Source organism: Candidatus Sulfotelmatobacter sp., from assembly GCA_036500765.1.
Taxonomy (GTDB): Bacteria; Acidobacteriota; Terriglobia; order Terriglobales; family Acidobacteriaceae; genus Sulfotelmatobacter.
The window spans coordinates 336,446-354,707 of sequence record DASYBM010000011.1 but is presented as its reverse complement, the minus strand read 5'-3'; the positions used below and the strand labels follow the sequence as shown (position 1 = coordinate 354,707).

At 58.7% G+C, this 18,262-nt stretch carries 10 protein-coding genes; all 10 read right to left on the bottom strand.

The features are described from left to right. Positions 1–147 precede the first annotated feature (147 nt). The 10 genes from VGM18_15050 to VGM18_15005 all read right to left on the bottom strand — a co-directional run bounded on the left by VGM18_15050 (position 148) and on the right by VGM18_15005 (position 18,261). The gene (locus VGM18_15050; protein HEY3974321.1) at positions 148–1,671 is read right to left on the bottom strand and encodes a terminase; all 1,524 of its coding nucleotides are present in this window, start codon (positions 1,669–1,671) and stop codon (positions 148–150) included. A 278-nt stretch (positions 1,672–1,949) separates the two neighbouring features. Further along, positions 1,950–2,609 (bottom strand): hypothetical protein, encoded by a 660-nt coding sequence (locus VGM18_15045; GenBank protein ID HEY3974320.1) that lies wholly within the window; start codon positions 2,607–2,609, stop codon positions 1,950–1,952. Positions 2,610–2,805: 196 nt separating this feature from the next. Further along, positions 2,806–8,997 carry a hypothetical protein gene (locus tag VGM18_15040; protein HEY3974319.1) on the bottom strand — a complete coding sequence of 2,064 codons (6,192 nt, stop codon included), beginning with the start codon at positions 8,995–8,997 and terminating at the stop codon, positions 2,806–2,808. A gap of 160 nt (positions 8,998–9,157) precedes the next feature. Further along, the gene (locus VGM18_15035) at positions 9,158–9,430 is read right to left on the bottom strand and encodes a hypothetical protein (GenBank protein ID HEY3974318.1); all 273 of its coding nucleotides are present in this window, start codon (positions 9,428–9,430) and stop codon (positions 9,158–9,160) included. Positions 9,431–9,581: 151 nt separating this feature from the next. Continuing rightward, positions 9,582–14,693, bottom strand: a complete 5,112-nt coding sequence (locus VGM18_15030; GenBank protein ID HEY3974317.1) for a hypothetical protein — start codon at positions 14,691–14,693, stop codon at positions 9,582–9,584. Between the two features lie 275 nt (positions 14,694–14,968). After that, on the bottom strand, positions 14,969–15,430 hold the full coding sequence (locus VGM18_15025) for a dual specificity protein phosphatase (GenBank protein ID HEY3974316.1): 462 nt from the start codon (positions 15,428–15,430) through the stop codon (positions 14,969–14,971). Between the two features lie 298 nt (positions 15,431–15,728). Next, positions 15,729–16,229: a hypothetical protein gene (locus VGM18_15020; GenBank protein ID HEY3974315.1), complete on the bottom strand. Its 501-nt coding sequence runs from the start codon at positions 16,227–16,229 to the stop codon at positions 15,729–15,731. 559 nt (positions 16,230–16,788) lie between these two features. Next, the gene (locus VGM18_15015) at positions 16,789–17,373 is read right to left on the bottom strand and encodes a hypothetical protein (GenBank protein ID HEY3974314.1); all 585 of its coding nucleotides are present in this window, start codon (positions 17,371–17,373) and stop codon (positions 16,789–16,791) included. Between the two features lie 131 nt (positions 17,374–17,504). Beyond that, the gene (locus VGM18_15010; protein ID HEY3974313.1) at positions 17,505–17,804 is read right to left on the bottom strand and encodes a hypothetical protein; all 300 of its coding nucleotides are present in this window, start codon (positions 17,802–17,804) and stop codon (positions 17,505–17,507) included. A 211-nt stretch (positions 17,805–18,015) separates the two neighbouring features. Continuing rightward, positions 18,016–18,261, bottom strand: a complete 246-nt coding sequence (locus tag VGM18_15005) for a hypothetical protein (protein HEY3974312.1) — start codon at positions 18,259–18,261, stop codon at positions 18,016–18,018. Position 18,262: the final 1 nt, after the last annotated feature.

The window sequence follows — 18,262 nt, the reverse complement described above, 5'->3', positions numbered from 1 at the left end:
CTGTGACGGATGAACATCCCCGCATACTCGTTTAGCATCGGCAAACCGACGACCGACGACCGACGACCGACGACCGACGACCGACGACCGACGACCGACGACCGACGACCGACGACCGACGACCCGCGACCGACGACCGCCCCGCTCCTACACCACAAAACTCCCCATCTCCACCGCTCTCCTCCGCCCCACCCGCCCCGCATCCTCCCGTCTCGCCGCCATAGCAATCGCCATCGCCATCACACAATCGTCATGCGCTCCCTCCGCCGCCGCTCCATGTCCATCGGGATGCCTCACAAATGTCTTCAACTCTCCCAACAGCCGCTGACTCCGAAACACTTGCGGCTGCTCGATCAACACCGCCGCCAAATTCTCGATCATCGCCGGACGCGTCACCACCGACGTCAACCATCCCTCCTGCCCGCCCTGGCTAAAAAGATTTTCATACCGCAGATGCTTCAAATGCGCCAGCACTCCATATCCATGATTATTTCGCTCCACCGCTAACAGCGCATTCCCGTACGTGTGCCCCAGCGCCGCCACCCGCCGTGCCAACTCATAAGGAGTGAAATGCCCATGCAGTTCCGCGCACTGAAATCCCGTCGCTCGATCGATCACCTGCGCGCACGCATAGTCTCCCTCCGAACCGCCGCCCGCCGCATCCACTCCAATAATGTATTGCCGCTGTCCCGCCGGACTCGGCGGAAGCCACACCAGCACTCTTCCGTTCTCCCGCGACTCCGTCGGACTCCCCGCCTGCGCCGCCGCCCGCTCAATCGACTCCATGTCGAACACGCACTCCCCCGACGCCAAAAAGCACGACACCGGATCCTCCGCATATTCCTGCCCCGCCAGCCCGCGCAATAACTGCCAGTTCTTCCGTCGCCAGGCGACCTGCTCCTCGCTCAACCCGTACCGCGCCATCAGTTCTTTCTCTTCGTCATTCAGCGGATGGACCGGCTTGTCGACCACATACGACGGCTCATACCACCACGGGAAAAAGTGCTGCGTATACCCAGTCTCCGCCGCTTTCTGCCACTCTTCATAAAAAATTCCGCCCGCGCCGTTCGCTGTCGACTCCAGCACAATCTCCCCATCCGGCACCACCGCCGCTCGCAACGACGCCAGCGTCTCCTCCGCTCCCCGCGGCCAGCGGGAGACCTCCGAGCAATGTAGATTGTGGATGGTCATCCCGCGGCCCGCATTATCGTCCGCCGTCTCCACCCGATACTCGCTGTCGAGTTTCGGGAAAACAATCTGGCGGACGTTTGAGCGCGACTTCCCCAGCGCTCCCTGGCGCACTCGCGTATTGGGCAGTTTTTCCCAAAAGCGGTGCACAATATTAAAGATCGCCTGGGCCGATTCCTCACTATGCGCCACCTGCACCGTCAGAGTCCCTGGCCGCGTGATCGTCTGCAAAAAATATCGCGCCGCGATATACGTCGTAATCCCCACCTGCCGCGCCTTCAGCACAATGTTCCGCTTCGAGCACCGCCGCGAATATTCCAGCTGCGCCCGGTTCAACTTCAAATAACGAACCCCATTTTTCTTAGTCCGAATCTTGAGCAGCTTCCGAATCAACAGATCCCGCACCGTCCGCTCCTCATGGATCTGGTCCAGCACCCCCCCGAATTGTTCCACCAACCGCAGATCGGTCCACAAAGTTTTCATATCACTCGCAGTGATCCAGTTGTTTCAACCATGCAAAAGGTTAGGACGGTCACAGACAAATGCGGGGACAGCACCGCACCAACATGGGAACGGACGCATTCGTCCGTCAGCGCAACGAGGCGAGGCACAGCTCGAAAACCTTGCCATCCCGACCAAGCCGGAGCGCCAGCGACGGCGCAGTGGAGGGACCCGCTGTTCCCGCCATACCCGGGTGCCCCACGTCTCGCCTCCTTTGCGAGACGTGGGGATTTTGACTTCGCGAATTGCATGCGTCGCGCCTACTTCAACAACCCCGCCGTCCCCCACCGCGCCACTTTCCCATGCAAATGAATCTGAAACCCCGCCGTAGCTCGGTCCAACTCCGCATTCCCCGTCTTCGCCGTCAGCGTCGCGTTATAAGACTTCACAAACTCCGCCGCCGACAAAGGCGCGTTCTTCTGCACTGCCTTCGCCATCATCGCCGGCGAAGCATTCGCACTCACGAGCGGCACAATCGCCGCCAGCGACTGCACCTCCGACAAAACAATCCCCACCACCGCCGTGATCTTCGTCTGCGTCGCCGTATCCTGAATATGCAGCGCCGGCAACAGCGCTTGCAGATTCGCCTGCACCGTCCCAATCGCCGTCTGAATCTGATTCAGGATCCCAGGCTTCGCCGTCGCATCCGCCTGCTGATACGCCGTAATCAGCGCCTGAATCAACTGCAAATCCGCCCCAGCCTGCGTCCCCGCCTGCTGAATCGTCTGCAAATCCCCCGCCGAAACGCTCTTCCCCTGCAACGCCGCCACCAGCGCCACAATGTTCGTCGCCGCCGGAATTAACGCCGCCACCACCTGCTCCGCCTCTCCTACCCATGCCGTCGAACACGCCGCCAGCGTAATCGTGAGGCAAAGCACCACTGCCAAGAACAGCCGCGCCCAACCGTTGTTGTTTTTCATTTCAATTCCTCCCTGTTGAACTTTTTCCTGGTGAACTCTCGATGTTGAACTCCCAAATTCGAACTAACGAAGTCGAACGCTCGACCCTGCTCGCACACTCTCACCCCCGCGACCAAAACTCAGTCGCCACTTCTTCGCTGCTTTGTTGGAATATTGCTGTAAGGACTTGTCTACGAAACGTATCTGCGGAACTCGTCTACGGAACCATCAGCAGCGTTGGCTTGATTCCCACCGGAACGTGGTTGCTTACCAGGGGAATGGCCGGGCCTCCGCCCAGCGCAAAATACGACGTGTAGTAACTCGGCACCGCCTGGTTCGTCGTCGTGCAAACTCCACCCGAGCAACTCTGCGAGTTGTCCCAGATCAGCATCGCCGGCGTCCCGTTCCCCTGCGTCAGCGGGCAGGAATAAGTGTAGAGTCCGGTTCCCGCAGTCCCGGGCGCACTGGCCGAGCACGAGGCCAACGTTGCTCCCGCCAGCCAGCTTTCCACTTGTCCATACGCCGAGTTCGCCGTCGTCGACCCCAGACCGCTCAGGGCCGGGTTCCAGTTGTACCAGACGTTATTGCTGATCCCTTTCTGCATGGCATAGACGAAAAAGCGCCCGACGAACGCCGCCTGCATGTCCGCGTCGGTATAAGGCGCATACCACCCAGTCGATGAAAATCCGCCCTCTGTATTGAAAACAGGCTTTGCCAGTTCGCTGGGCTGCAACACTCCATCGATCATCGTCATCCCCGAGTCCAGCATCGTCTCGGCCGTCAAAGATGGGTCGTCCCCTGGCTTGATGTGAAAATTGACCACATCTGTCTGGCCCGCGCCTCCACCATGGCACGGCTGCGTCCCCACTCCGCTTCCCGTGCAATACAGAAACGCTTCCGCCATCGCCGTGCTCGTGACGTGGTAAGACGGCATCAGCACATACGCACTCGGATCCGCCGGGGCACCGAGGACAACACTAGTCACTGTCGCCCACACCTGCGGACAACTCTCCCCCGTCCTTGCAATCGTGAACGCACCGCCCTTCACGATGCAGTACAAATCCTGTTCCATCCGGATCAGTTGATCGTAAGTTCCATTCGTCGCGGACCAGAACCCGGTAGTATCCGGCTCGTTCCATGTCTCATAAACCAATATCCGCGCATGCGAGTTCGTATACCCCGGCGTGTTCACGTGCATTGCCAAGGCCGCGACCCAATTCCTGAAATAAAGATCCGTCCCGGTGCCGTCCGCATTCAGATCGCTCGGCGGATCGCATTGTCCTGCTGCTCCGCTTCCTGTCGGTGCGCTGCTGTTGTAGTAGTCGCAAACGGTATCGAATGGTTGCGAACTGGCAAAGTTCGGCGTTCGCGACAGCGGCATTTCTGCGTACATAACTCCGTTGCTGTACATAGCCGCCAGTTGACTGTCCAGCACGCTCCAACTGAAAACGTTATTCGCGGTCTCGATGTACGGCCACTCCGTTCCTGGCATATCCCATAACCTCCCGATCTGATGCGAGATCGTCGTAGGAAACGAAGCGCTCGAGTTATAGTCGATCCCAAAATATGTCGTTGACACCAGTTCTCCCGGCACATCCCGCTGCGGCCCATTCCCGCAGCCCGCCACACATCCATACTGAATCGAAGTTTCCGCCGCATCAATGGCCGCCGTGCTTTGCAGCCCCAGGTCGCCACTGTCCGACGCCTGCTTCGCCCCGCCCGCCGCATACGGACTCGCCTTGTGATTGCACGCCGCATCCCCGGCATGGCACAGCCGGTACTGATGCCAGTCGTTCAGCACCGTGGGAAACGAGCCCTGACTCATCGCTCCCAAAATGCCTACACAGTTTTCCGCCGTAGGATCATTCCCTGTGCAGTAAGCCGTCGGCGTCCCGTAAATCGTCACCGGCGGCGTGATCGCCACATGCGCGTTTGAATATTCCGTATAGCAGGCCGCAATCCCGCCTGAGCCTGCCGAGTGTCCCGGACAGGCCGCCGCCGCATCCCGGCCCGGAAACAGATCGTTATTGAACGCTTCGGTCGAGGCATCAAAGGCTTCGGTTTCCGTCCGCGTGCCTTCGCCAAAACTGGAGTTCGGCCCCGCCCCGCCAATGAAGATGCTGTTGGTAAACGACAGGTTCCGCGCCAGCAGATGCGGATTCGATCCCCCCAGCGCACTACTGTCAGGGTCGTTCCCTACGCTGTTCAGGAAGTTGCTATTGTGGGCATAGGTCAGATAATTCGGCCAACCCTGCCCAATCGACACCGTGCAACCCGTGGCCGTGCCGCTCGCCGTCCCGGTATTCAGGTAAACCACGGTCAGGCCGGTGGGCAGCGTCCCGGCAATCGCCAGCGGCCCCATCGCCGTCGAGGTCGTATTAAACGCCGCGTCGCCCGTGCAGCCGGAAACCTGAATTGGATCCCCGACGCTCACCGTGCTCTCGGCAATGCCCGCGGAAGAAGGCAGGGTCAGGGTCGCGATCGTGCCCGTCACATCCCGCGCGGCTGTAACCCCGGTCCAGGCCGTTCCCGGCGCTACCTGCCCAATCCTGAATCCATATTGCGGATTCGAATTGAATCCCGCCACATTGCAGCCCGGATTGCTGGTGTTGACGTTGTAGAGCAGGTTATTCGAATAGTTATAGATTTCCGCCGGCAGCGACGTGCCCCCGCCATTGCTGCCCGTATTGTCCGAGCGGTCGCCCAGGGTAGGCCCATTGCACGAATTTCTCATCACGTTGTTGGTGATGGTCGAGTTCGCCTGAATTGTCCAGTAATTGCCGCCCAGAGCGCCGCCGGAGGTCTGCGCGGTCTTGGCGCTGATTATCGTCCCATTCTGCGCCCCGGAGTTATCCACGTTCTCGAAGATGTTGCCGTCGAGCACGATGCGCTGGCTGAACTTGTATTCGTGCGCATTCTTGCGCACGTAGCCATTCCCCGAGCACGAGGCATTGTTCTCGCAGAACCCGGCCTGAAACGCCAGCATCCACGAGTAGGGATAGGTATAGCGGTTCCCGCGGTCCTCCATGTCCTGGCAGGTGACGAAGTTCGCGATCGGGATGGCATGCGCCCAGCCGCCGCAAATGTGCCCTTCCGAGCCGCCCTCCAGCCAGTTGTGCACAATCTTCAACTGCTGGCCCAACGACACCCCAATCGAGTGGCCATCGCCTCCCGGCCGCAGGTTCCGGTCGCTGTAGCTGTAGCTGATCGAGCAGTTAATGCAGCCCAGAAACACCATCGTTCCCGGCAGCGAGTTCGCCCCAGTCGGCCCCGCCGTGGCCACTCCAGCGGTTACGGGCGCGTCCGTCCAGTCGCCATGTAGATAGCTATAAGCCACATGAATATGTGTCGGGATCTGCGATACAAGAGTCTCCGTGCCCAGCCCTAGCGCAATCGGCGCATCGGTGCTGACCAGGCCCGCCACCGGCCGCGCTTCCGCGTTCAGAATGGCAAAATGATGCGGCCCCACGTTATTCGAGTCAAAGGCCGCGGTCGAGATCGCGTTGTGGTTGTTCCCGGTATTCTGGATCGTGTACATCGAGGCGATATCGTTATACGCGCCGGCGGAAGTGCTCGTCCCATTGGCCAGCGTGAAGCTGCCCGAAACTGAAGTCACCGTCGTCCCGAGCTGATAGCTCAACTGCGTCCCATCGCAGAGCACGTTGCGCAGTCCCGGCTGGGAAGATTCGGGAATATTGTCCTGTATCCCGTGGGAACACACGGTCTGGCCGACCGGCAGCGGCGTCGAGCTTTGCAGCACAATAAAGTTGGTGGAAGTGTCCCCGGCAGTCTGCGGCAGAACCAGTCCACTCGACCCTGAATAGAGCGTTCCCGCGGGGATGACGATAGTCGTTCCGCTACCATGAGCCGCGCGGCAACTCTCAGCATCGTTCACCGCCTGCTGTAGACTGGCCAGCGTGCCCGCTGTGTAGGGTCCGTAATTCGTCGAGCCGCAGGTCCAGGAGCCGCCAGTGGAAGACGCCGGAAAGTTGATCGTATTACTGGTCGTCCCCACCCACTCGTTCGAGTTCACCCAATTCTGGGGAAGTTGCACGCCTGTGACGACCGTTTCACCAATCGAGAAATATGAACTCGTAGGCGAACCCGCGACCCCATAGCTCGAGTAGCCCGCAAACACATGCGCTCCAATCTCCCACCCGCTGCCATAGCTGTTCTGATTGACTCCATTAATGTCGAACTGATACGCCGTCCCCAAATTCTGTCCCGCATCCACCACCGGAGAACTCACCGTCGGCCGAAAATCCAGCGTCATGCTCGAAGCCGCCGACTTGTAGTAATAATTCCCGTCCGTCCCCACTTCGACAATTCCTGTCGTAAGCCAATTCACCAGATCCGTATTCTTCTGGATCGTCGCTCCGCTGTTCTTGAAATCCTGAAGTAGATTCGTAATCTCCGTCCCGCCCACCGGATCCGTCTGCGTCAGTTCGTTCAAATGCCAGAACACTCCCCACGGCACTCCCCACACCATCTGTTTCCAAACCAGCGCCTGGACCTTCTGATTCAAACTCGCCGGCGTCAGCCCCATCCACGACGGATTCACTCCGAAGCTGGTGATATTCTGCACATCGAACCCACTCGCATACGTATCTTTCACTCCCGTAATCGGGAGCCCGTTATTGTCCGTGCCGCCTTCATGCAGTGCCCCGCGTGCCCCGGTATACGGAACGCCCGCCGTGATTGTCTCCATATTCGGATTCTCATACCCACCCGGATACACATACACCGGCGTCGCCGGCAATCCCGTCAGATTCGTCGTCATCCATTGCCGCGACAGCGTAATCTCGTCCGTCGTCAGCCGCGTCACATCGAGTTGCATGGCGTATACACTGCTCTTCACGTTCTGCGATGTCACATCCGCCAGATCCTGCGCCAGCAGCGCCGCATTCGTGTAATACGAACACCCCGTCCCGTACGGCCCCTGACACACCGGATTAAACGTCGCCGTGAAATGTCCCGTCCCCACCAGCGCCTGCTGCAATCCCAACATCGTTCCCTGCGGTTGCCCCTGCGCCAGGTTATAGCTCACGCCGTCCGCCGCTCCTGTCACCGTGATCGTCAATGTCTTCCCGCTGATGCTCAACACCGCCGCTGTCCCCGTCCCCGTGTATCGAATATCCAGCGCGTCCGTGTTGGGATAATACGTGTGCGAGATCGAATGCGCCGTCACATCCCTCCCCGCGTTAATCCATCCCTGAATCTCGGAAATCAGCGGCGTGATCGTCGACGTATACCCCACCGTAATCGCCGCGCCCACAGGTACCCCCACCGCATCCGCAATCGGCGCCACGACCGTCCCATAATACGTATCCGCTCCCGGCGTCATTCCTGCGTCGTCCACCGTCAATGTCACCCGCGCCGGATATCTCTGCCACGCCTGCACCGCAGCCGGCGTATCTGCCGCAATGTTCCCCGCTCCCGCAATCGGCCCCGTCCCGCTCGTAAACTCCACATCTGTCGATCCCGCCACCGCCAGGCTCGACGCATAAAAATGACAGTACGAATACCTCACCGCGCCCGTGTTATCGACCAGCGCCCCATCTCGGTTCGCATACGCTTTATCGTTCACCATCGTGATCGCAGTCGCCGCCCCATCGAACCGGAACCCGTCATAATTCATGTGCGCTTCCGCGTTGTAGATCTTGATGTCCCCCGGCCCCGGCGCGCTTTCATTCACATAAAATCCCAGCGGCTGCGTTCCCTGCGGGATCATCGAATCCGATTCCATGTTCGCAAACACCAGGTGATCGCTCGTCCCCTGCACATAAACGCCGTACTGATCGAACCAGTTCACAAGAATATGTTGAAAGGTCAGCCACGACTTCCCATTCACGTTGATCACCGGCACATTGCTCAACGCCATCGGCACAATCGCTGCCTGATAATAGTTAGCCGGATTCCCCACCGAATAAACATAGACGTTTCCATTCGCCAGATAAAAATCCCACTGCGCCGTCAGGTTCGACGAAACCGCCGCCACCTTCTGCCCCCACACCGATCCAAATAAACAAAAATTAACGGTCGTATATCCCGCCGGCAGCGCCGCCTTCCACGCATTGTTCCCCAGATTGATCCACCCCGACGACGGCACCGCATAGTACCCCGTCAAATTCGGCGGCGCTCCCGTCCCATACGCATCAAACGTGATCGAATTCCCCGCAGCTCCCGACGAAGGCGGCGTCAGGCTCTCATTCCAAACATCCCCCCGCCTCAGCAAAATCGAATCCCCCGCCGCAAACGTCGACCCACTCACCTTCGCCATCGTCTTCCACGGAGCCGCCGTAGAAGTCCCGCTGTTCGCATCATTCCCCAAACTAGAGCTGACGTAGTAAGTCGTACCCCAGGCATATGTCCCGCAAGCCAGCATCGCTAATATGAAGATCGTCTTCATGAACCTCTGTGACCTCTGTGTCCTCTGTGGTTAATGATTTCTTTTCCGCCGCCTGAAAGAAAATGCCGGGTGCCCCATCCTTGCGCGTTCTTTGCGCAAGAGCCTGCCCTGAGCGAAGTCGAAGGGGTGGGAATCGTGAATGTCTACACTTAGGACTTTCTCACTTCCGCCCCGCCAAAATCTCCTCGCACCCGCTCCGATACTTGACCAGCGCGCTCCTACATTTCGGCGGACTCATCCGCGCATCGCACCCCACCAACGTGATCTCCGACGCGCACCTCACCGGAATAACCACATTGGGCAACTCCGCCCGCGTCATCCTCCGCCCACACCCCGCTAACCCCATCGCCGCAGCCAGAACAAGAAAGCTCTTCACATCCCACCACCCTCCCGCTCCAATAAAAAGAGCCACCAGCTTTCGCCGATGGCTCACCTCTGCTCTGACCTCTGTGATTACGTTTTCTTTCTGCCGGGCGCCTCATTTCTAGCGCGTTCTCTGCTGCGAGAAATGGGGATTTTTAAATTCGCCGTTAAGAGCGATTAAAAAATGTCATTCTCATCCGGATCCTATTCCTGACCGGATCCTACTCAAAGATCGTTGCCAGGATCGAGGCCGTGAAGCTCTCGAAGCCCGTACCTGGACTAATCGACGACGGGAGCACTCCCCCGGTCGTTACAGAAAAGGCGGTGTTCGAATAGAACACCGTTGTCGTCCCATTGCTTCCGTAGAATGTCGCACAACTAGAAACGCAATTGCTCGTCATGGCCAGATAATATTTACCCGGCGCTAATGTTGTGGAACCTTGTGTCCAACTCTGCCGAAAGATTGTGCTGGCGGCAGAGGCAAACGACGTGCCGGCCGCGGTGTAGCTCAAAACCAACGTCCCGGAAGAGTTGTAGATTCCTACCGCGTAGTTGTTTGACGTGCTATCGGCGGTTGTACCGGTCTTATAAGCCACCTTCGAGGTCGTTACCGCATAGGGAAGGTTAAAACTGAATACCGCGGCTGTACTGGCCCCCGTTGGAAACGAGAATGAGCTGCCAGAGTTATAACCCGGAAATGGGACAAACGGCGTATTCGCCGGTGGAAGACTGGCCATCACATATGCCGTACTGGCCGCCTGCGTCGTATTCGTCTGGCCCGCCGCCGTGGGCACCAGCGGCGTTCCGGTGAAAGTTGGTGACGCCAGCGGCGCCGCTCCTGTAACCTGCCCCACCGAATAATCTCCGCTCGCTGCCACCACAGCCCCTGTTCGCCCAAACACTGAGCTAATCGACGTGGCCCCCGTATTCACCACCGACCCCGGCATATTGAAAAACATCTGCACCGTCGTCGACCCGGAAGTGGCTTGCAGCACCCGTCCCAGAACTTGAACTCCAGTTGGTTCCGTCGAACCGGCATCGTGGCATAAGTTATAAAACCCGCCATTCGCCGTGCTCGAAGCCACCACATAATCTCCCACAACTGTTGCGGTGGCATCAAAGCTGCAATACGCCGACCCCGAAAGCGCCACGGTCGCTGTGCCACTGTTCCCGGCATTCGCTGCCACTACCCCAATCACTCCCGCCGTAACCGCGCTCGACGGCTTCACCGCACACCCACTCGCCGTCAGAACGGCCAGACCGTTGGGCGCCGTGCCACTCGTCGTATCGTTGCAAATCTCATAGCTGTTGTTAGCGAACTTGCCCAATTCGAATCCGCTGTTGCTGGTCGCTGCTCCCGCTGCATACACCGTTGCAGGACGCAATCCCACTCCGCTACTGGCATTGAACGTGCCGATGGTGTACACCTCATCGGCCCACGGCTTGAGGTTGCTGGTTGAGTCAATCACCCACTTCAACCCGCTGTTAATCCAAAACCCCAGCCCCGGAGCTGCCCCCCCCGTCGAACTCTCACTCCGCAGCACTGCATAGTTATCCCCAGTATCGAATCCAACCGATGTCCGCTGCCAACTCGAACTGTTCGTGTAGCTGGAGTACACATGCAAATTTTGCGGATTCGTTCCGTTGAACTCTCCCACATCGTTCGCATCTTCCTGCATCAGATTCGAAAAATAAGAACTCGTCGCCGTCGTCGCCACCATCTGCGGCGTTCCTGCATTCGCCGAGATATAAAAGTTCCCATCATTCGAAATCCCCAGCGCCGATGTCCCTGTCCCCGCCGGCGCCATCGCCGTTCCCGGAATCGGCGAACTCACCATCCACGGTCCTGCCACCAGCAGTTGCCCATTCACCGTCAAATTTCCGCTGAACGCCCCCGCTGTCGTCGAAATCCCACCAGTCCCCGCATAATTCAGCACCGACCCGTTGTCCGTCAGCGCACTATCCCCGCTCACCGCCGCCCCGCTCGCCGAATACATTGCGATCTGCGCCGCTACACCGCTGCTTACCATTCCACCCCCGCAATCGACCGCGGTCCCCGTCACCACTCCCGTCGAACTGACATGCAGGCATTGCGCGCTCGATCCCGTAATCGGCAGCGTCACGCTTCCACTTGTAACGGCCAGACTTCCATTCACGGTCACCGGAACATTGAACGTCGCCGCGCTCGCCCCGATATTAAATTTCGCGTGTGCGCTATTCGTTCCCGGATCGTTCACATAAAAGTTGTGTCCGCCCGGCGCGCCATAGCTTTGATCCTGTGTTCCGACGGCGCCCGTCGAGTCCGTTCCAATAAAGCTGTCTCCCGCGCTTCCCGTCCTCACGTATCCCGGCGTGGCAAATGTCTGCTGCGGACTTCCGTCCATGGTCGTAATGACCTGTCTCGGCACTACCGTTGCTCCCGGCCCCGGATTAAAATTCAGCGCCCCGCTTATTCCTGGATTCCACGACCCCGACGCCGGAGCTATCTGCACCACCTGCGCTCCCACGTTCTGATTGCCGTTTCCCGCCGAGTCGCCCGCCATGAACACTCCCCAATACGGCGTGTACTCACTCGTGCTGCCCGCAATCACTCCCCGCTTGCAGAACACCTTGGGCAAATACGACGTCGAAATAATCGTGCTTGCCTGCCCGCACTGATTGATGTACGCGCTCGCCCCGTTGCTCAATATCAGCGATCCCGGCCAGAACGGAAGCGTCGGCGTCCACAGTGCGTTCTGTACTGTGTACGCCGTCGTCGCCCCCTGCGTATCGGTGTATGTACAGATTCCTGTCGTGCTGCAACTTCCTCCAATACCGGTCACCACCGAAAACGCATTCCCCGTATACGGCGCCGACGTCGGCGCCGGCCCCAGTGTCACCAATATGTCGAACGTCCTGGTCCCCGCTCCCGCCAGATCGGGACTCGGCCAGTACAGCGGGATGCTCGTCCCGCTCGTTGCCGGTAGCGCGTTTCCGATAAACATCATCGGCCCCGTGCCCAGATTCGAATCCTTGGGCACCACATAGTAATTTCTCTGCGAACTCGCGCTCCCCCCGGAAACAAACGTGGGAAACGCCCCCCCAATCGGCGCGTCATCCTCCAGCGTCACCGCGTCCACGCCCGCAATGTATCCGGCGATTGCCGTCTGCGATCCCGGATAGAAAGGATTCGTGCACGCCCCGCTTTCGTTGTAAACATTGTTCGTCGACCACGGCTGCAAACCGCCCGCATAGTAAATCGCGTATTGGTTCGTCCCCTGGATCACGCTGTCCTGAACGTCCAGCGTATTGCCCGATACGCTGCGCACTCCGTTCCCGCTGCACTGGAAGCTGGCCTCCAAATGATGCAGATACGCCACCGGCGCCGCCCCTTGATCCCCGCGCAGATAAATCATATTGCCGCAAAAATTCGAGTCGCAGCGAAACACAAAGTTGCTGCCTTCGTTCGTCATCCCATCCACCATGAAGTGCTGGTCGTTTCCTACCACCACGCCCTGATGGAACAACCCCCCACTGAATCCTGTCGTATATTTGATGTCTTGCAGCCGGGCCCCATCCGTCTCCACTTCAATCGCCGCGTTCTCGATCGCCACCCATCCAAAGCCCGTCTTCAGCGCGAACGTCGTCGCTCCCAGCGTGTATTGAAACTGCGTCGTGCTCGTCACCGTCACCTTGACCCGCACTTCTTGCGTCTGAGCCGGATTCGTGTAATACAGAATCACCCAGTCGCCCGTCACCAGGTTGTGCGCGCTGGCCGTGTTCACCGTATAAAGTCCGGTCGTCGCCGAAACCGATGCAATCTGCGCCCCACCCACATTCGTCGCCGGTTGAAATTCCAGTCCTCTTACAATCGACGCCTGGCCAGTACTTCCCAGATAATCTCCCACCATCAAACACAATGACCGCGTGTAGCATCGCCAAAGCGCCCCGTCCCCGTTGATCACACTCTTCGATGCTTTCAGAAACACCGGCCAATAAATGTTGTAATTGGCCGTGTCCGCCCCACCGGTCGGAAGTTCCTGAATCACCGCATGGGTCGACCCGCCCGCCGTTCCCACATTGATCGCTTCTTGATTTCCCCCATTGGCCGCTGCCACCGTAAAGCCCACCGCATGATTGCTCCCCGGAGTGAACACAATAGTCCCGGTCGAAGCTCCCGAAGTGCAACTGCCTCCCGTCACCGCCACCGCCTCCGGCGTTCCCGTGCCCGCAATATAAATCCCATACGGCGCATTCGTATTATTCGACGTGTCCACTCCCGCCGGGCACGGCGTCAACGTTACCGTCGCCGCCGTCCCCGCCACCAACGCACCCGATACGCACCCGCCCGTGCAGCTCTCCGTCGGCGATCCTCCTTGCGGCCAGTTGTAACTCGCAACTACATAGGGAATCCCCGCCAGATTGTTGGTCGAGAACTGCGTCCCAAACTGCTGCGTAATGTTTTGGCTGACTCCGGTCAGCGGATTCGTCGAGACATTTCCCGTCCCGCTGCCGCTCGCGCACGGTCCCCAGGTTCCATTACCCAGCAAGCAAGTCGATGCGCTCGCACTCCCCGCTCCCAGTTCGCCCGTCGGAACCAGTCCCGAAATCAAATCCGCTTTCGTAGCCAGCCCCAGATCCACATAGCCCTTATCCGCGGCTTGCAGCGACGACGAAGGACTCCCCGGCAGCACCAGCGGTCCCGTCATCGTTCCCCCGGCAGTCGGCACGTAATTTCCGGCGCCCACGTTCGACACCGCCGAGTCCACATAACTCTTGTTCGCGACATCGCCCGGATTCGCCGGCGTAGGAACATTTGGCGCCACAGAGAATGTTTTGGTACCCGTCACCGTCTCCGCGCCCGCCAGATGTACCACCGTCGCCAGTTGCGAATTAACATACTGCATCGACACCGGCGCCGCCGCCACCCCCGACCCCGGCGTCGTGATCACTCCCGCCAGATTCACCGGAGACGTCGTCGGCACCAGCCAATACTCCGTCTTCACTTCCCCACTCCCAATCTGATACACCACGGTGTAATACATCCCCGCCGGAGTCGCTCCCGCATTCGGCACCAACGCCACGCTGAGCGCTCCATTCGCACCCAGCGTCACATTCGTCACGCCACTCGCCACGGCTGTCCCGCCCGCTGTCACGAACGCCGGCCACGTGATGATCAGAGTCCCCGACGCGTACGTTCCGTCCGCGAGATATACGGTATCGGCCACCGTAGTCGTCGCCGGCCCTTGCGGAACCGCCGTCGCGTTCCCTCTCAGCCCACAGCCCGCAATCATCGCCACCATCACCGCGCAATAAAAAAGCCACCCAATAGGGCGGCGGCCAGCGTCAAACATCGTCTCCTCCATCCAATCCCGTGTAGAGCGGACACTCCTGTCCGCTTGCTTTTCCCTCGCACCCTCAGCTCTTCTTCACAAAAACAACGGGAGCCCGCCAGGGCCCCCATTCAAAACTTTCAACCTCGAGAACTGTCATCTCAGTCAAGAGCAACTGTCATCGCCAAAAACAATTGTCATCCCGACCGAAGCATGTTCTCCCGAAGGGAGGACATCCGAAGTGGAGGGACCTGCTGTTTCAGATTTTCCTCCGTGCCCCTCTGTGCTCTCTGTGGTTAAAGAATTTCTCCGCCAGAATCTAACCGCGTACCCAGAAACTCCTCCACGCTCCTCACATACACTTCAGCAAAATCCGCCACCGGACGCCGCCCTTCAATTAACCCGATCGCGTCCTCCAGTTTCCATCCCATCGATCCCAAAACCGCCGCCGCCATCATTGGCGCACGGTGCACTCCCGCCGCGCAATGAATAAACAGCTTCGCATCTGTCCCCTGCAATGCCGCCTCGGCAAATTCGACTCCCCGCCGAAATAGCGCCCCCGGCTTCGGCTCAAAATCATCGTCCGTCGGATTCCACAGCACCTCGATACCGTGCTCCCCCGCCAGCGGCGTGTCATCGAACTCAATCTGCATGTCGATGATGTGCGTGATCCCCGACCCCGCCACCTTCGCCATATTCTCCGCGTTCCAAATTCCGCCCCCGACCGCAATCCGGTCGGTCACCCATGTAATATCCATCCCTGTCCTATATCGCTTCTTTGCCCGGATTCGGCTGCCCGACAACTCTGGCGGGTGCCCCATCCTAGCCGCGCTTTTTGCCGCCAGAGCCTGCCCTGAGCCCGCCGAAGGGGCGGGGATTTTGACTTTCTCCGCAACCCAAACCGCCACCGCGAATTCTTTTCGCACGTGCTCCGCCCCATTCTACGTTATGGTTTATCCAACGCGACCAGCCGCGAAGCGGCGCTATGTTCCTTCCCGGCACGGAAGTGCCGGGAAGGAACAGAGGACAAGGACCAAGTCCGCGCCGCGGACGGCACTACACCACCGGCGCAGCGTTGCTCGCGTCCGCGGACCCCGCCTCTGAACCACCATCCGCCGGCTTCACATCGCTCTCCACTCCGGCACCTGCCCTGACTTCGTCCTCATCATCCCGCGCAATCGGCTCGTCCGAAATATCCAAACGCTTCAGCAACGTCTTCGCCAGGCAGTCTTCCTCCTCGCTGGCCTGACTTCCGTCCGTCGCCTCCGGAAAAATCTTCGCCAGTTCCAACAAATACTTCACCGGCGCCAGTTGACCCTTCTTTCCCTCATCGATCGCCGCTCGGGCCATCGTCGCCGCCTCCGATTCCACCATGCGTGAGATGTCCTTCCGCACCTCCGCCGGATTCAACTCTTTCTTGCTCTTCTTCGAAACACTTTTCTTCGCCGCCTTCTTCTTCGTACCCTTGCTCTTCGCCTTTTTCTTGATCATCGCCCCATGCCCGGTTCCCCTGATTTTTCCAACTTGGCTACAGAAGCGAATGGGCCCAGTCAGCATAAGTGTCATCCCGACCGGAGCATGTTCTTCTCGTAGGGAAGAACATGCGAAGTCGAGGGACCTGCTGTCTCCCGAGTGCCCCACCGCAGTCTGCCGTTATCACGTCCCAAAAACACCGAGGGCGCACCATAAGGCGCGCCCTCTCTCAGCGATTTCTTCGTTTTCAACTCTCTATTTAAAGAATAGCAAATTGCTAAGGGTAAACCGGAAAAAAATTAAAATTTATATTTCCCATCCTCACAATCACTTGCGCGACTTGGTCCCGATTTACCCACTTGACAAGATTCTTTTCAGAAAAAAACCATTCGCCAATGCCACACTCATAAGCCCCGAGGCGAAAAAGCGGCAGCCTCGGGTGGAAGAGCGGCAGCCCCGGGGTGGAAGAGCGGCCCTTCAGGGCCGCGTAAAGCATCCCTGTCCGTGCGGGCTTTAGCCCGCTGGTCGTTCTTCGCCCCAAAAAACGAGAGCGCACCCAAAGGTGCGCTCTCCACAGCAAGAATTCCGTTTCTCACTCTCTAATTCAAGATTATCAAATTGCCTGGGGTAAACCGGAAATTTTTCAAACTTTATATTTCCCTTCCTCGCAATCACTTGCGGAGAAAGGACCGTTTTTACCCCCTTGACAAGAATTCGTCGGCGCTCGCTCCATCCTCTCCATCAGCCCCACCTCCATCAGAATTTCACCCAATACATCCAGCACGATCGGAATATACGTTCGCACTGTCCTTTCGTTGCAATTCAGCAACCTGCCAGTCGCTGCCTGGTCATGCTCCTGTAAAACATGCCGCGCAATCAACTGCCGCGAAAATTCGTCCAGTCGTTTCAGGCACTTCTCCATGTCATGCACGAAGATCACGCGATCCTCAAACGTCACCACCGTGTATGACGTCACCTTCGCCCGAAAAAACTCGCGCCCCAACAGTGACGGCATTCGCCCGGTTTCGATCGAGTACCGCATGTAACGCCGCAACAGTGCAATGGTTCGTCCCCGATAAGTCCGCCGCTCCCGCTCCCGATTCTCCTCCCCCTCCCTCTGCTGCCAACGCGACTCTTCCGCAGCCGCTTCCGATTGTTCCGGCGCAACCTCGGCCGCCTTCGCCGGAAACTGATGCGCCGGCAATGCTGGCCCAGGTGAAGCGGACACTCCTGTCCGCCGCTCTTCCGTAGAAGTTCGATCCTCTGATCGATCCCCTAAAGTCCCCTCCCGCCGCGAAAACATTCCTTCCGCGATTATTTCTGGCCGTTCCGCTTCTGCCAGGATTTGAATTTCCCAGTTCATGCCGTACCCCCCACCGCTTCCAGATCCCTCGAATCGATTCCTCTCGAATCAAGTTCGGCCAAATCGTCGTTTTCGATCTCTATTTCGTACTTTTCGATTTCTGTATGCGTACCCACCGGCAGGATCAGCCGCCCCGCTCTCTTCTTCGGAGCCGGCAAGTCCGCCACCTTGGCCTCGCACTTGTCGCAGTAGACCGTTCCCGCCCCGCTTTCTCGCACCCACAAGCCTCCGCAGTGCTCGCAATATTTCAATTCCATCGCCACTCCGTTCTTTCCTTCGTCATAACTTCTTTTCATCACCCCTCCAAGATTCGTGTGAACTGAAAACCTTCGCCTGCCTCTTTCGATCGTCCGCGCTCCCTCTCAAACAAAAAAAGCCCTGCGTCAGTCCCTCCGAGATCGCTGGGGCTGTACGCAGGGCTCGTTTTTGTTACGACGACCTGCCGAAGCTATTTAGTTTTGCGGAGCTCTACTCGCAACCCAACCCTTCTGTTTGCCGCCATCCCCCTCAGCTCTTAAAATTTGTGCGCTCTCGGTCCTCGGCTCGCCCGCTATGCCTTTGGTGAAAGTACCCTTCCTCATAGCCCGACTTGAGCACACGTCCGTTTTGCATCACCACGCTCACTCGCCCTGTGAATCCCAGCGATAACAGCAGGTTTTGCATCGATGCCGACAGCACTTCGGCCGACTTCACTTTCCTGCGAAACTCGCCGAAGTTCTTCTCCTCATTCGAGTTTTCCCCGTGATTCGTCATT

Excerpts from the sequence above, each read along its gene's own strand:
- VGM18_15050 (HEY3974321.1), bottom strand. The coding sequence starts at position 1,671 with ATGAAAACTTTGTGGACCGATCTGCGGTTGGTGGAACAATTCGGGGGG.
- VGM18_15045 (HEY3974320.1), bottom strand. The coding sequence starts at position 2,609 with ATGAAAAACAACAACGGTTGGGCGCGGCTGTTCTTGGCAGTGGTGCTT.
- VGM18_15040 (HEY3974319.1), bottom strand. The coding sequence starts at position 8,997 with ATGAAGACGATCTTCATATTAGCGATGCTGGCTTGCGGGACATATGCC.
- VGM18_15030 (HEY3974317.1), bottom strand. The coding sequence starts at position 14,693 with ATGTTTGACGCTGGCCGCCGCCCTATTGGGTGGCTTTTTTATTGCGCG.
- VGM18_15025 (HEY3974316.1), bottom strand. The coding sequence starts at position 15,430 with ATGGATATTACATGGGTGACCGACCGGATTGCGGTCGGGGGCGGAATT.
- VGM18_15020 (HEY3974315.1), bottom strand. The coding sequence starts at position 16,229 with ATGCTGACTGGGCCCATTCGCTTCTGTAGCCAAGTTGGAAAAATCAGG.
- VGM18_15010 (HEY3974313.1), bottom strand. The coding sequence starts at position 17,804 with ATGAAAAGAAGTTATGACGAAGGAAAGAACGGAGTGGCGATGGAATTG.
- VGM18_15005 (HEY3974312.1), bottom strand. The coding sequence starts at position 18,261 with ATGACGAATCACGGGGAAAACTCGAATGAGGAGAAGAACTTCGGCGAG.